Source organism: Bacteroides congonensis (assembly GCF_900130125.1).
GTDB lineage: Bacteria > Bacteroidota > Bacteroidia > Bacteroidales > Bacteroidaceae > Bacteroides > Bacteroides congonensis.
Genome location: NZ_FQXY01000010.1, coordinates 781,533 through 795,015, shown reverse-complemented (window position 1 = coordinate 795,015; position 13,483 = coordinate 781,533). Strand labels below are relative to the sequence as shown.

The 13,483-nt window shown below is 41.1% G+C and carries 14 protein-coding genes; 13 read left to right on the top strand and 1 reads right to left on the bottom strand.

The annotated features are described in order from the left end of the window. Nucleotides 1-11: 11 nt before the first annotated feature. Together BQ7997_RS14510 and BQ7997_RS14505 are read left to right on the top strand one after the other, a co-directional pair. Complete coding sequence (locus BQ7997_RS14510; protein WP_073347006.1) at nucleotides 12-1,724, top strand: PKD-like family lipoprotein; 1,713 nt, start codon at nucleotides 12-14, stop codon at nucleotides 1,722-1,724. A 58-nt stretch (nucleotides 1,725-1,782) separates the two neighbouring features. Further along, nucleotides 1,783-3,162, top strand: a complete 1,380-nt coding sequence (locus BQ7997_RS14505) for a TlpA family protein disulfide reductase (protein WP_235817300.1) — start codon at nucleotides 1,783-1,785, stop codon at nucleotides 3,160-3,162. A 69-nt stretch (nucleotides 3,163-3,231) separates the two neighbouring features. Here BQ7997_RS14505 and BQ7997_RS14500 read toward each other — a convergent pair whose 3' ends face one another. Beyond that, the gene (locus tag BQ7997_RS14500; protein ID WP_022139159.1) at nucleotides 3,232-3,420 is read right to left on the bottom strand and encodes a hypothetical protein; all 189 of its coding nucleotides are present in this window, start codon (nucleotides 3,418-3,420) and stop codon (nucleotides 3,232-3,234) included. A gap of 228 nt (nucleotides 3,421-3,648) precedes the next feature. Between BQ7997_RS14500 and metK the strand changes: the two genes are divergently transcribed. From metK to BQ7997_RS14440, 11 genes are all read left to right on the top strand, one after another. Continuing rightward, the gene (metK, locus tag BQ7997_RS14495; RefSeq protein ID WP_073347005.1) at nucleotides 3,649-4,941 is read left to right on the top strand and encodes a methionine adenosyltransferase; all 1,293 of its coding nucleotides are present in this window, start codon (nucleotides 3,649-3,651) and stop codon (nucleotides 4,939-4,941) included. 324 nt (nucleotides 4,942-5,265) lie between these two features. Further along, nucleotides 5,266-6,786, top strand: a complete 1,521-nt coding sequence (locus tag BQ7997_RS14490) for a tetratricopeptide repeat protein (RefSeq protein ID WP_394333737.1) — start codon at nucleotides 5,266-5,268, stop codon at nucleotides 6,784-6,786. Nucleotides 6,787-6,913: 127 nt separating this feature from the next. Beyond that, the gene (locus tag BQ7997_RS14485) at nucleotides 6,914-7,285 is read left to right on the top strand and encodes a DUF3244 domain-containing protein (RefSeq protein WP_073347441.1); all 372 of its coding nucleotides are present in this window, start codon (nucleotides 6,914-6,916) and stop codon (nucleotides 7,283-7,285) included. A gap of 864 nt (nucleotides 7,286-8,149) precedes the next feature. Beyond that, complete coding sequence (locus BQ7997_RS14475; RefSeq protein WP_073347002.1) at nucleotides 8,150-9,010, top strand: hypothetical protein; 861 nt, start codon at nucleotides 8,150-8,152, stop codon at nucleotides 9,008-9,010. A gap of 136 nt (nucleotides 9,011-9,146) precedes the next feature. After that, nucleotides 9,147-9,809 (top strand): hypothetical protein, encoded by a 663-nt coding sequence (locus BQ7997_RS14470; protein WP_235817299.1) that lies wholly within the window; start codon nucleotides 9,147-9,149, stop codon nucleotides 9,807-9,809. A 119-nt stretch (nucleotides 9,810-9,928) separates the two neighbouring features. After that, nucleotides 9,929-10,516, top strand: a complete 588-nt coding sequence (locus BQ7997_RS14465; RefSeq protein WP_073347000.1) for an LOG family protein — start codon at nucleotides 9,929-9,931, stop codon at nucleotides 10,514-10,516. After that, nucleotides 10,513-11,346 carry a DUF4271 domain-containing protein gene (locus BQ7997_RS14460; protein ID WP_073346999.1) on the top strand — a complete coding sequence of 278 codons (834 nt, stop codon included), beginning with the start codon at nucleotides 10,513-10,515 and terminating at the stop codon, nucleotides 11,344-11,346. Before BQ7997_RS14465 ends, BQ7997_RS14460 begins: the two co-directional genes overlap by 4 nt. A gap of 4 nt (nucleotides 11,347-11,350) precedes the next feature. Further along, complete coding sequence (locus BQ7997_RS14455) at nucleotides 11,351-12,097, top strand: uroporphyrinogen-III synthase (protein ID WP_022136634.1); 747 nt, start codon at nucleotides 11,351-11,353, stop codon at nucleotides 12,095-12,097. Between the two features lie 5 nt (nucleotides 12,098-12,102). Then, complete coding sequence (gene rnpA, locus BQ7997_RS14450) at nucleotides 12,103-12,492, top strand: ribonuclease P protein component (RefSeq protein ID WP_073346998.1); 390 nt, start codon at nucleotides 12,103-12,105, stop codon at nucleotides 12,490-12,492. After that, nucleotides 12,489-12,764, top strand: a complete 276-nt coding sequence (gene yidD, locus BQ7997_RS14445; protein ID WP_394333736.1) for a membrane protein insertion efficiency factor YidD — start codon at nucleotides 12,489-12,491, stop codon at nucleotides 12,762-12,764. Before rnpA ends, yidD begins: the two co-directional genes overlap by 4 nt. Before the next feature lie 24 nt (nucleotides 12,765-12,788). Next, nucleotides 12,789-13,448, top strand: a complete 660-nt coding sequence (locus BQ7997_RS14440) for a TatD family hydrolase (RefSeq protein ID WP_073346997.1) — start codon at nucleotides 12,789-12,791, stop codon at nucleotides 13,446-13,448. Nucleotides 13,449-13,483: the final 35 nt, after the last annotated feature.

Genomic DNA, 13,483 nt, shown 5'->3' with positions numbered 1-13,483 from the left:
GAGGAAACTATATGAAACCAATTTATACGATATTGACAGTACTTGCGTTATTGGTAGTAAGTTCTTGTTATGAAGATAAAGGCAATTACGATTATCAGCCTTACCACCGGGTGTTGGTGGAAGTGGACAACAACTACGGAATCAAGCAACCGGAAGAAGCCATTGAGTATACTATCACTCCTAAGGTGACATTGAGCAATGGCAGCACTGACTTGTCCGATGTCTCGTTTTTATGGAAGATGGACAGGAGAACCAATCAGGGCGGCGAGAAGTTTGGAGAAACAGTAAGTACCGGACAAAGCGTCACTATTACGATAGACCCGAATGACACGAAGACGTTCTCTTATAATTATTATTTCCGTTTTTACGTGACGGACAATCAGACGGGCGTCACTGATATGTATCCTGTTAATCTGAAGCTTATCAAACCTTTTGAGAATTCCTGGATAGTGTTGCATGATATCGACGGGCACGCAGAACTGGGTAGTGTTGAATATGCTAATGGAGCCATGATTGTCACTCCCGATGCATTGACCAGGGAAAGAGCGAAAAATGAAGAGATAAAACAAGAACCGCTTACCGGAAAATCCGTAGCACTGGGCAGGCGGCAGGTAGCTATTCCGAATTATGACGCTACTAATTGGCTGGGGTTGATTACCAATACGCAGTTATATGTAAGCACTACCAACCAAGAGGAGTCCGGTTTGCTTAATCAAGCGGAGAATTTTATATTGGCGGGTAACTGGGAGCATATTATTTATCCCGGAGAAATAGAGGGGTTCGGCAGTGATGATGTAAGTTTCGGCAACAGTTATCAGGCAGGCTTCCTATGCAGTCATGGAAAAGTGTTCCAGGGTTGTATGTATAGTGTGTTGATGTATGGCATGTATCCGGATAATGAAGTGGCGGCTGCAGGCGATTATTATGTCGAAAAAGCATATCCTGTTCCTACGGCGGGCATTGCTTTCGACAGCAAGAACCATCGCTTCCTGAAACTCAACATTCAAGGCCAAAATAACTGGTCGGGTAGTACACATACCAGTGCGGCACCTTCTAAAAGGGGGACGATACAGGTTGTTCCGAATAATCCGAAGAATGCGGCAGATCCTTCAGCAGTTAATCCCGATTTGAAGTTGGTAGACTTCACAGCCGGATATTGGTATGGTAAGTCTCTTATGGCGGCATGGCAGCGTATGGCTGTAAATGCTTATTTGCTGAACGAAAATACTGGCAAGTCTTCAGTGTACGTATTCCACGGTTATCCTATGACGAATAGCAGTGATCCGGATGACATTCCGGTGACGAACTTATATTCCATTGATACGCCGGCAGGGGTGACAACCCATACGCCGATGACCTCAAGTTGGGAGTACAGTAATATTCTTTTTTATGCTGTAGGTAATAAAATCTATAAATTGGACTTTGCTGTAACCGGAGGCAGTTCGACGGTTGTTTATCAGCATCCTAACCCCAATGCGGAGATTTCTTGTTTGCAGATGGCTTATGAAGAGGCTCTGTATGTAAGTGACATGCCTGATGGGGCGGAAATCTACGGGCATCCGTATGAACGTACAATGGCTGCCGGAGTGAACTTGCCGGATGGAACCGGTGAAGTGGTGGTTCTTCAGTTGAACACAGCCGGGAAAGTGGATAATGATACGATGTATCCTGCCGTTCAGGAGCATAAAGGCTTCGGAAAGATTAAAGACGTGACATTTATTTAAGAGATTGCAGTTTTGCATGCGTAACTTATTTATTAAATTCTAAAATAGAACTATTTTTATGATGAATTCTTTGAAATTTTCTGGTTTGACAGCTGTTGCAGCTTCTTTCATCTGTTGCAATATGCTTGCCGGCACCGTAGATGGCAACAAGGTGCATCTCAAAGGGCAACTGGTAGACATGGGAACGACTGATGTTCCGATGCGCTTTGACGGGGCAGCTTCCATGTTGGGTGAAAGTCGTAATATCATGTTGAAAACAGATGCGAAAGGTAACTTCGACACTGTCATCGAGCTTGATAAGCCTGCTTACTTTAATATCAACCGTAATACGGTGTATCTGAGTCCGGGTGATGATCTGACAGTGAAAATCACACAGAATAATGGGGAGGCAGAGTTCGCAGGAAAGGGAGCGGAAGCCAACATATATATGAAAGGGCGCCTTTTTCCGCATGGAGGCTCTTTCCTTGAAAGTGGCGATAATATACGTGCTGACTTTGCCGCTACGCGGATTACTATCGACAGCCTGGCACGTATCCGGCGTGCGCAGTTGGAAGCTCTGACAAACGTAAGCAAGGACTTCAAGGATATGGAGAATGCACGTATCAATGCGGATATTGTAAATAGTTACTTGTCTTATCCTTCTTATTCCCGACTTACGTCAGGAGTGAAAGATAGGGAACAGGCTATGCAGAAGGTCGACTCGTTTTATAATACCCTGACTGAAGAAGTAAAATCACGGATTAAAGAACTGGTTGACGACAGGTATCTGGATGTGAATGTGGCGCGTAATGTACTGAGTCAGGTGAATGCTCCTTATCTGGCTTCTATGAAAGCATGGACGGAGGGTGTTACTTTTACCCCGCGTATTCAGGCTTTATTCAACTCTTCCGAATATGTTAATAAGTTGCGTCAGGAAGTAACTGATGAGTCACTGGCTGAGATGAAGAGTTTTGCTGATAATTTGCAGTATAAGGATTTTGCGGCCGAACTGAACGGCATGATAGTAAAAGCGAGCCGATTGTTGAAAGGACAACCTGCTATTGATTTTGAATTGACTGATACGGCGGGAGTTGTCCGTCATCTTTCCGATTTCAAGGGAAAGGTGCTTTATGTTGATTTCTGGGCTACATGGTGTGGGCCGTGCATTCAGGAATCTCCGCATTTCGAGTCGTTAAGTAAAGAATATGCCGGTAAGGATATTGTTTTCCTGCCGGTTTCAACAGATACGAACAATAAAGCCTGGAAACGGTTCATTACCGCACATAAAAAACAACTCAGCCAGTATAACAGTGTCGATAAGACAATGCATAGTGGTTGGTCTATTTATTATATTCCCCGTTTTGTCCTGATTGACAAGGATTTTAATATAGTCAGTGCTTATGCGCCCCGACCTTCTAATCCGGAAGCGAAGGAAATGATTGACTCGTTGCTGAAATAAAGGACTGGTAAGAGGTATGTCTTGAAAAGGATATGTCTCCGGTACTAAAGCCGGAGCATATCCTTTTTCTTATTTTTTCTTCTTATCAGCGATAAATCTTGGCAAATATGCCAGACAGCCTATCAGTATTGCGTACAACAGCTCGATATCCCGAAACTCACGGTTGATAAAGTGGCAGACAATGGCGTAAATGGCAATCGTAAATCCGACATAAAGTGCCAGCACGAAAATCGTTCTTACTCTCTTATTTAGAATCATTTTAAATCTATTTATGTGTTAAATACGTGCCAAATATACTCATAATCTCCGAATTCTCTTTATCTTTGTAGCCGAAATGAAAGTGTGGACAGATTTGAGTAGCTTGCAACCACAGAAAAAAATGCTAAAACACGTCTTATCGACGCTTTGCCGTTTACTCTTTGCAGCACTCACCTCTCCTACTCTCTCATTCTTAATTCTTATTTTTTAATTCTTAATTTAAGAAAGATGGGATACTTATTTACATCCGAATCGGTGTCAGAAGGACACCCCGACAAGGTAGCCGACCAAATATCGGATGCCGTACTTGACAAACTGTTGGCTTACGACCCCAGTTCGAAAGTAGCTTGCGAAACACTAGTGACTACCGGACAAGTGGTGCTAGCGGGTGAAGTGAAAACTAAAGCGTACGTTGACCTCCAGCTCATCGCGCGCGAAGTGATTAAGAAAATCGGCTATACCAAAGGAGAGTACATGTTCGAAAGTAACTCTTGTGGTGTATTGTCCGCTATTCATGAGCAAAGCCCCGATATCAACCGCGGTGTAGAACGTCAGGATCCGATGGAGCAGGGCGCGGGCGACCAAGGTATGATGTTTGGTTATGCAACGAATGAAACGGAAAACTACATGCCGCTTTCTCTTGATTTGGCACACCGCATTCTGCAAGTGCTGGCTGATATCCGTCGTGAAGGAAAGGTGATGACTTATCTCCGCCCCGATGCAAAAAGCCAGGTTACTATCGAATATGACGACAATGGGACTCCTGTCCGCATTGATACAATCGTTGTTTCTACGCAACATGATGACTTTATCCAGCCGGAAGATGATTCACAAGCGGCTCAGTTGAAAGCTGACGAAGAAATGCTGTCTATTATCCGCCGTGATGTGATCGAGATTCTGATGCCTCGTGTGATTGCTTCTATCCATCACGACAAAGTGTTGGCATTGTTTAATGACAAGATCATCTATCATGTTAATCCTACCGGAAAGTTTGTAATCGGTGGCCCTCACGGAGATACCGGATTGACAGGTCGTAAGATTATCGTTGATACTTATGGTGGTAAAGGTGCTCACGGTGGTGGTGCTTTCTCAGGAAAAGACCCCAGCAAGGTAGACCGCAGCGCGGCTTATGCAGCACGCCATATCGCTAAGAACATGGTTGCGGCAGGTGTAGCGGATGAAATGCTCGTACAGGTAAGTTATGCTATTGGTGTAGCTCGTCCGATCAATATTTTTGTGGATACTTACGGCCGTTCTCATGTGAATATGACTGATGGCGAGATTGCCCGCATCATTGACCAATTGTTCGACCTTCGTCCGAAAGCTATCGAAGAACGTCTGAAGCTTCGCAATCCTATTTATCAGGAAACTGCTGCTTATGGTCACATGGGACGTGAACCGCAAGTGGTTACGAAGAAATTCTCTTCCCATTATGAAGGTGAGAAAACGGTAGATGTTGAGCTCTTTACATGGGAGAAGCTTGATTATGTTGATAAAATTAAAGCCGCTTTCGCTCTGTAAGTCTCTTTAGAGCTTTGCTTATTGTATAAAAGAGTCACAATTTCACCTTCCTTTCCCGGGAAGATGGGATTGTGGCTCTCGTTTTTTATAAGTTATATTTAAATAAATGTATTTTGGATACTAAATATATCTTGCAGGAATTTGTTACTTTTGTTTCGTGAAACGAACAATTTCCAGATGAAAATAAAATATTTCTGTTCAAGGTGCCATTGGTTGGCTTTTTGTTGCTTATTTGTCGGTATAGGTAGTATTTTGTCGTCTATATCCTTTTCTTCATGTTCTTCTTCAGTGAAGAATCCTTTGCTATTGTGCGCTGATTCATTAATGGAAGCACGTCCTGATAGTGCGTTATTCATTTTGGAATCTATCTCTTCTCCGCAGAAACTGCCACGTGCTGATAGGGCGCTTTATGCGTTGTTGCTAACGCAAGCGAAGTATAAGAATTATATTGTTTTAGAGGATGATTCTTTGATAAAAACGGCTGTTGAGTACTATGGTGACAGAAAGAAGAGTTTATATGCTGCAAAGGCTCATTATTATTGGGGAGCTACTTATCGGGATATGGGTTATACTTCTTTCGCTGTAGAAGAATACTTGACGGCAATTCGGTTGATGCCTGTTAAAGATGATTTCTTAGCGATGATATATGATAATTTGGCGGAATGTTATGAAGAAGATGGTTTGTATGATGTGGCAATAGATTCTTATCGTACAGCGTATCAGATACTAAAAGGGAAAAATGACCAAACATATCCGTTGAGAGGAATTGCAGGTATTCTTTTACTGCAGAATAATAATGATAGTGCATTATGTTATTACCAACAGGCTCTTGATTGTGCGTTGGCTGTACGGGACTCTGATTTGATAGGTGCGCTTTATCATGATTTTGCTACAGTTTATTATGAAAATCAGAAATATATTCAAGCAGATAAGTATGTCTCTCAAGCGATTGAGATGATGGGAGAGGATAAGTCGGCTAATGCTTGTTTGTTGAAAGCGAAGATTCTGCTTAATTTGAACGAACTAGATTCCGCTAGTTATTTTTTTAGTAGGCATATAGAACAATTTGATATTTGTGGTAAAGCTATTTGTTATAATGGAATGTATCAGATCGCAAAGAAAAAAGGAGAATGGAAAACTGCTACAGAAAATATGGATATGTATAAAGTTCTTTATGATTCAATACAAGTGATGACTGACAATGAGGAACTTAACAAACTTATGGATAAGCATCAATTGGAAGAACATAAAAGGATGGTGTCGGAACGTGCTAAAATATTGGTCGTAGGTTTGGTTATTACGTTTCTTTCTTTGATGATTATATGTGTGTTTTATTTTATGTGGAATGATAGGAAAAGAAAAAAACGCTATATAGCTTTACAACATGAATTAACTCAGAAACGAGTAGATAATATGCTGTTAAAAGAAGAGGAAGATTCTGAATCTAATAAAGAAGATATAGATAAGAAACGGTCAGATTTGACAGAACAGCAGATTCAATTATGTATATCTATGTTTAAAACTGATGATTGTTACACACAATTAGAAGCATTAGAAAAAGCAACTCCTAAACAATTATTGGCAGTACGTAGTTTGAGGAAAGAAATGCGTTCTGCAATTTCCAATTCTTTTGTTGATGTGATGGTAAATTTGCAAGGACGTTATCCGGCTTTAACTGGTGATGATGTATTTTATTGTGTCCTTTCATTACTTTGTTGTTCGAAATCTGTCGTGATGGAATTGATGGGTGCTACATCTGATGCACTTAAAACGCGTAAAAGTCGTATAAAGAATAAAATGGACGCACAAATTTTTGAACGGGTATTTGGAGTTGATAATCAATAGAATGTAATGAGGCTATTTGGGATTATTTCGCTTTTTAATGAGGGGCTGTTACCATTGTTACCACATAAAAATCGTTTTTTCAACTCTATCTGTGTATTTTTGGGGCGAAATTTTAAATACATTTATTATGAAAGCTAAATTTTTACTTCTGTTGTTACTGGCTGTTTTACTTCAGGTAAATACATCTTCTTTTGCACGTGAAATGAAATCTGCACGTCAAATTGAACTAAGTGCTAAAACTAAAGTACAGCATCGTTCTATCCCTATTATACCTATTGCTATTGTTGAAAGCCCGATAGTATCCATTGACCTTCTTGTACCTGTTACTTCTGTAACCATCATCATAAAAGATGCGGAAACGGAAGAAGTTGTTTATTCATCTACTGATTTGAATGTACAAAAGGTTAATGTTAATCTTGCAGGTGAGGAGAAAGGCAAGTATATTGTAGAAATACAACTTCCGACTGAAACCTATGCCGGAGAGTTTGAATTAGACTAATCTCTGTAATAGATATATTTGCAACTAGATAAATATACCTAAATTATTAACTATTAAGGCCCCGCTATTGAATATATAGTGCATTGCTGAAAAGGCGATTGGCGATTAGATGTTGACCGAGAGGGGAAAGAACCGGTTGATTTTGACTCGTGGGCTTAATGTTCCTTGCGAAAGGCATACAATAGTTATTAGGTATATTTTGAAAATAGAATCACTTATAATAATTGTCTCGCTGAAAGCTGGTAGGGTGTTCGAACAAACTGGTTATTCGAATAAAAGTTCATTCAGCGGCAATCTGATACATCTGTTTGCAGATGTGATATCTGCAATAGATGTATTCTTTATGAGAAAGGCTCTTGGACTTCTGATTCAGAAGTCCAAGAGCCTTTTATGTAAATATATGTCATAATATGCATAAACTTTGAAAACCGATAATGTTCAGTTTTATCTTAAATTTCCTCTTGCTTTCATCCGTTATCCTCTTATTCATCGGCATTTCAGTGATGAGGTGATATCGGTGTAACTCAATAAAACAAACTAAAGGATGTGGCAGATATGAAATTCGTATTGTTTAGAATTCACGGCAAATTATAAGCATGACAATATGCTAAATCCTTAAAAATAAAAAAAGCCTCCAAATGTTAAAACCCCAAGAAAATAATGTGAGTCTAAACTTTCCTATGAGTTTATGCATATTATGCATTTCTTATGTAACGCTTTTAATATCATAGTGATGTAATTCGTTTATGTGTTACTATTGTTACCTGTTTTTATTTGTTTGATTTCCCTTTTTTGCATACTTTTACAATGAGCTCTAATCGCGGGTTGTACAACTTGTATTTATTTACTTAAAAGAATAAGGCTATGAAGACAATGAAGCGACTTTTATTTTGTTTATCATTATCTCTTGTAATGATTTGCTTTTACTCATGTTCGGATGAGAAAGAGATTGGGCTAGATACTCAGTCAACGCAACAGGATGCAAATAAAACTCAGGAAGAAAAAATTCAAGAGTTAATAGAATTTGTGGGAACATTGAATACTAATTTGGTGATTGAACAAGTGCAAACGCGGGGACGTTTTTGGGATCGGATAAGACGTATTTTGTTAGGCGATGCTTATGGCTATGGTTGGGGCGTAGATAATGGATTTTCTCCTAGAGGAGGACTGATTGCAGCAGCAGTATTCTCTATTATTGTTGCGTTTGATAACAGTTCTCCTAGGGCTTGGAAATTGAATAGTGACTGGAAAGTGTATGATTCACCGTTAAGAGATTATGAAATAATAGGGAATGACCATAATAAAGTAGTGTATAATCTGATGATTACTGATCGTACTATTGCTAATGGTACGTTTACAAATGATTATTTGTGTACGGCGACTAATAAAAAATTGATGAGTTATGGATATTCTGACGAAATGTCTACCTTGCAAAGGGGGATGTTGCTAGGAGTGATGATTGAACTGAAAAATTGTACAACGGTTGAACAACTGAATAATTTGATGAGGAGGTATGCTCCTGACCGTATGAGTGAATTTGAATTTGTGGAAACATATGTCAATGGATTAGCCAGTATCAGTGATAAAGCATCTGTGCGGAGTTATACTCGGCAAATTAATGCTAGAATTGATAGTTCTTCTTTTAATGGGGCGGTAAGATCCAGACTAAAGACAATGGTTGCTATTGCTGAAAACAGTAAAGCCTTGTGGAACGAAGTAAATTGATATAATAATATTGTTTGTTAGAATTTCAACTTTCATAAGTGTCTGCATTCATCAAAATCTTATGAAAGTTGAAACTCTTGAAATTTGAACTATGATGGAATTGAAAAGAAGATTGTTTTTAGTATTAGGGTTGTTAATGTCGTTTATTGCATTATATGCCCAAGTTGATTCGGGGGACAATAACCAGTCCTACAAACGCATGTATATTTTTGATGTAGGGCTGGGGTTTGGCTGTCCCGATGTATGGGGGGATGGGGGTAGTTCGTGGGCTGTGAATAAAGATAATGATAATTGCAACTTTGTTTCTTCGATGCAGCTAATGACCTTCTCGCCTCGTAATGCTATTGGATACGGGCTGTATTACTATAATTATAAGGATGCTAAGGAGAAATATGATGGAGTGTCGCCACAAGAGGTCAGTGAGAAGGTGGCATTTCATTATGTAGCTCCTCAGGTTTCTTTTATCAAACGTCATACGGCTTTTGCAAAAGGTGTCGGATATATTAATGCAGGTGTTGGTTATGCCCGCTATAAGAGTAAAGGAATGTTAATGGAAAAGGTAGGCTATACTACAAAAGTGTCTGGTATAGGGTGTAATGTCGGCATTGCTTATGAATATGTCTTTGATTCAAACATGGGGATTAGGCTGGCTGTAGATTGCATATATGCACGATTGAAACGTTTGCATGAGGATAAAGAGGCATATCCTGTTGATTTGTCTGTACGACCTCGTGAAAAATCACATTTGATTGTGCCTTCATTGGAATTAGGGTTATCATATTATATTTTTCATCAATAAGGGTGACTTTGATAAACTGTACAGAAGAACGGGGGGAATTTAATGCTATAGGCGAGATACCCCCTTCGTTATTTTTTTGTATTTTTGCACTCGTTACAACCATAAAACCGTAAAGAGTGATGAACCCAATAAATTCCGTATGCGTATATAGCGCTTCCAGTACCAAGATAGATCTTGTCTACTTTCAAGCAGCCGAAGAACTCGGCCGTCTGCTTGCCGAACATCATATTCGTTTGATTAACGGAGCCGGCAGTATCGGGCTGATGTGCTCTGTGGCAGATGCAGTCTTGAAGAATGGTGGTGAAGTGACCGGAGTAATCCCTCATTTTATGGTAGAGCAGAACTGGCACCATACGGGACTGACAGAACTGATTGAAGTGGAATCCATGCACGAGCGCAAGCAGAAAATGGCAAATCTGAGTGATGGCATCATCGCACTGCCGGGCGGATGCGGAACACTTGAAGAACTCCTTGAGATTATTACATGGAAGCAATTGGGGCTTTATCTCAACCCTATTATTATTCTCAATGTAAACGAATTCTTTGACCCGCTGTTGGAAATGCTTGAAAAGGCTATTGAGGAGAACTTTATGCGCCAACAGCATGGAGATATATGGAAAGTGGCCCGGACGCCTGAAGAAGCCGTAAAGTTGCTTTATGAGACTCCGGTGTGGGATATTTCCATTCGTAAATTCGCAGCCATATGATAGGCGATATGCTAAGTGCCCAACGCGCTGATACTCTGCCGCTGTTCCAACAAGGGCAGACTGCCCTGGTGAAGGCGGCTAGTGATAGTTTGCAATTGACTGCGGCTCATACTACGCAGGAAGTTGAATCAGGCTTTGAGGGAACCCCTATCCCCTACTCTCCCCGTACGGATGACGTAATCTCGTTGACGTTGCTGGTTTGCTTCTTCCTTTCTTCCATCGCTTTGGCACGCGGAAAGAGATTTCTTTCGCAGCAAGTGAAAGACTTTGTGCTGCACCGGGAGCGGACGAGCATCTTTGATAGCTCCACGGCGGCTGACATGCGCTATCTTCTTGTACTCGTATTGCAAACCTGCGTGTTGGCGGGAATCACATTTTTCAATTATTTTCATGATACTTGTCCCGCTCTGATGACCCATGTCTCCCCTCTCCTTTTACTCGGAATTTATGTCGGTTTTTGCCTGGCATATTTCTTACTAAAATGGTTGCTTTACATGTTCCTTGGATGGACTTTTTTTGACGAAAACAGGACAAATCTATGGTTGGAATCTTATTCTACACTCATATATTATGCCGGATTTGCCCTTTTCCCATTCGTACTTTTTCTAGTTTATTTCGATCTAAGCCTCACCAATTTGATTGTAATTGGTTCAATTATTCTAATTTTAGCTAAAATATTGATGTTTTATAAGTGGATAAAGCTTTTTTTTCATCAATTTAGTGGCCTTCTCCTTTTAATTGTGTACTTTTGCGCTCTAGAAATAGTACCTTGTCTGCTACTCTACCAAGGTATGATTCAAATGAACAATATTTTGCTAATAAAATTTTAGGACGTTGAAAATTACAAAAGTACTAGTGTCGCAGCCTAAGCCTGCGTCAGAGAAATCTCCCTATTACGACATAGCTGAGAAGTATGGCGTAAAAATAGATTTCCGGCCGTTTATTAAGGTTGAAAGTCTTTCGGCGAAAGAATTTCGGCAACAGAAAATTTCGATTCTCGACCACACTGCCGTTATATTCACTTCGCGTCATGCTATTGACCACTTTTTCAGTTTATGTACTGAAATGCGTGTAGCGATTCCCGAGACAATGAAGTATTTCTGCGTGACGGAAGCGGTGGCATTGTACATCCAGAAGTATGTACAGTACCGCAAACGCAAAATCTTCTTTGGAGCTACCGGAAAGATTGAAGATCTCGTTCCTTCCATCGTGAAGCACAAGACAGAGAAATACCTCGTCCCGATGTCGGACGTACACAATGATGATGTGAAAAACCTGCTCGACAAGAACGGTATTCAGCACACAGAAGCTGTGATGTACCGCACAGTGAGCAACGACTTCACGTCAGAAGAAGAGTTTGATTATGATATGTTGGTGTTCTTCAGCCCGGCAGGAGTGACTTCTTTGAAGAAGAACTTCCCCGATTTCAATCAGAAAGAGATTAAGATCGGAACTTTCGGCTCCACTACCGCACAAGCTGTACGTGATGCCGGCCTTCGTCTGGATCTTGAAGCGCCTACGGTGCAGGCTCCGTCAATGACTGCCGCACTTGACATGTTTATCAAGGAAAACAATAAATAAACAGAGTGGGTATATATACTTTGTGCAAAGCCGAAAGGCTGAACAGTAAAATGCAGATCGGAAAGATGTTTGAGGGCGGCGTTTCGAAGTCGTTTTCCATCTTTCCGATACGTGTTGTATATATGCCTGTCGAACAGGGTGAGGCTCCAGTTTCCATACTGATCAGCGTGTCGAAGCGACGCTTCAAACGGGCGGTAAAGCGCAACCGGGTGAAGCGGCAGATACGCGAAGCCTACCGAAAAAACAAAGAACTCCTGATCGGTGAACTGCAACGGCGTGAGCAGTGCCTGGCTGTCGCCTTTATCTATCTGTCGGACGAGCTTATAGCTACTGCCGAATTGGAAGAGAAAATGAAAATAGCGCTTTCGCGCATCTCCGAAAAACTATCCTCATGAAATCCCAGGACTCCGGGGTATCCTCCATCTGGGTATCCGTGAAAGGATTTTTGAGAAGGATATTTTCGCTTTTGCTACTTATCCCCATCTATTTCTACCGGATTTGTATTTCTCCGCTTACGCCTCCTTCTTGCCGGTTCACGCCCACTTGCTCGGCTTATGCAGTCGAAGCTATAAAGAAACACGGGCCTGTGAAAGGGTTTTATCTGACTGTGCGACGTATCCTGAAATGTCATCCCTGGGGTGGTTCCGGTTATGACCCTGTGCCCTAAAAGAATTAAAACAAAGAATCAAATATGGAAGGGAAAACGATAAATACGATCCTGGATATTCATACCCATAGACGGGAAGCCGACTCTGAAGGCAAATCCATTATCAATTATAAACAGTTGACAGGAGCGCCGCTTTTGGAAGGTTATTATTATTCTATCGGTATCCATCCCTGGGAGCTGACACTGTCTAATATGAAAGAGCAACAGGATTTTATTATCAGTCAACTGCCCGATAAGCGCATTGTAGCCATAGGGGAGTGCGGACTGGACAAATTGACAGAGATTTCGATGGAACTTCAGAGAATGACATTTATAATGCAGATAACCCTGTCGGAACAGTACAGCTTGCCATTGATCATTCACTGCGTGAAAGCGATGGATGAAATGTTGGCTGTGAAAAAGAGATTTCGTCCCACACAGCCCTGGATATGGCATGGTTTCCGGGGAAAGCCAGAACAGGCGACGCAATTACTGAAGCAGGGATTCTATCTCTCTTTGGGAGAGCATTATCCCGATGAAACGATGAAGCTGATACCCGATGACCGCTTGTTTTTGGAGACAGACGAAAGTTCGCTCGATATTGAAGACATCCTACGCCGGGCAGCCGAAGTGCGTGGAGTGGGAGTGGAGGCACTGCGCGGGACAATCCATAGAAATATTCAAAATGTCTTTTTTAAGGCATAAGTGTTGTATCTTCCGTGAAAGAGTCGTACTTTTGT